The sequence below is a fragment of the Bradyrhizobium sp. SHOUNA76 genome (genome assembly GCF_023006445.1).
GTDB lineage: Bacteria > Pseudomonadota > Alphaproteobacteria > Rhizobiales > Xanthobacteraceae > Bradyrhizobium.
The window spans coordinates 1-1,431 of sequence record NZ_JALBHA010000874.1; the positions used below are offsets into that span (position 1 = coordinate 1).

A 1,431-nucleotide genomic window follows, 5' to 3' on the forward strand; every position below is an offset into this window, starting at 1 on the left:
CGCCTCCTTCAGGCCGAGGCTGTCGGCGATCTCTGCGGTGACCGGCTGCACCTGCACGCCGAGCCAGCCACGGGTGACCGCGCCCTTGTCCTTCAGCTGCGCGACGACGAGTTTTGCGGTCGAGGCCGGGATGTCGAAGCCGATGCCGACCGAGCCGCCGGAGGGCGAGAAGATCGCAGTATTCACGCCGATCACGTTGCCATTCATGTCGAAGGCCGGGCCGCCGGAATTGCCCTTGTTGATGGGCGCGTCGATCTGGATGAAGTCGTCATAGGGACCATTGCCGATGTCGCGGCCGCTGGCCGAGACGATGCCGGCAGTCACGGTGCCGCCGAGGCCGAAGGGATTGCCGACCGCGACCACCCAGTCGCCGACGCGCGGCTTCTGGTCGGCGAATGTGACGAACGGGAAGTTTTTCTTGCCATCGACCTTGATCAGCGCGAGATCGGTCTTCGGATCGGTGCCGACGACCTTCGCGGTGTAGCTCGTGCCGTCATCCATCGTCACCTGCACCGACTCGGCGTGGTCGACGACGTGGTTGTTGGTCACGGCATAGCCGTCGGCGGAGATGAAGAAGCCGGAGCCTTCGCCCGTGACCATCTGATGGCGCTGGCGCGGCATGCCGTTCATGCCGCCTGGGCCACGGAAGCCGAACTGCCGGGAGAACTGGTCGAACGGCGTCTCCTCGTCCGAATCCATCCGGTTCTGTTGCAGCATGGCGCTCTTGTCGTTGGCCCGGTCGATCTTGACCCGCACCGAGATGACGGCGGGCTTGACCTTGCTGACGAGGTCACCGAAGCCCGGCGGCGTCGTGGCGGATTCCGCGGCCTGGGCCGGGGCAATGAACGAGTTCAGAGCGAACGGCGAAGAGCCGGGAGAAGCCGCCAGCACGGCCACGCCGAGCGCGGCCACGGTGCCGAGCAGCGCGAGCCGGCGCGGCCTCAAGATCTTGCGGGACGTCGAGGTGTCGGAATTGACGCGGTCGTTCATGTCGAAATGTCCATGTTGGAAGTGTCGCCTTGCATCCAACATGGACATCGTCACCTTACGGCGTCCCGTCCGTCCGATTAAATCTTGGCAAAGGATGTGCGAGCGTGCGGCCGCGGCAAAGTCGTCCTTGCGCATTTGATGCAGCTCAACGCCGATGCTTCCGGCAGTGAAAGACTGCAGCCACCGGATGATGTTCATCGGAGGCGGCCCATGTACAAAGACATTCTCGTTCACATCCCCACCGAACGTCCCATGCGTTCCGCGATCGAGGGCTCGATTTCGCTCGCGGCACAGTTCAACGCTCATCTCGACGCGGTCGCGGTCGGCTATGTCGCAACCAGCGCGGCTTACGTGATGGAGGGCGGCGCCGCGGTGGCCGCCGTGTTCGAGCTCGAACGCGAGCGAGCGCTGGAGCGGGCCGAGGCCGCGCTCGCCGTGTTC

General features: G+C 65.0%; 1 protein-coding gene and 1 pseudogene. One reads left to right on the forward strand and one right to left on the reverse strand.

Annotated features, from left to right (window positions below):
- Positions 1–990, reverse strand: a 990-nt coding sequence (locus tag MOV74_RS38130) for a trypsin-like peptidase domain-containing protein (RefSeq protein WP_246932663.1), incomplete at its 3' end; no start/stop codon positions are given.
- A 210-nt stretch (positions 991–1,200) separates the two neighbouring features.
- Between MOV74_RS38130 and MOV74_RS38135 the strand changes: the two are divergent.
- Positions 1,201–1,431: pseudogene (locus MOV74_RS38135) on the forward strand (universal stress protein); the annotation flags it as partial.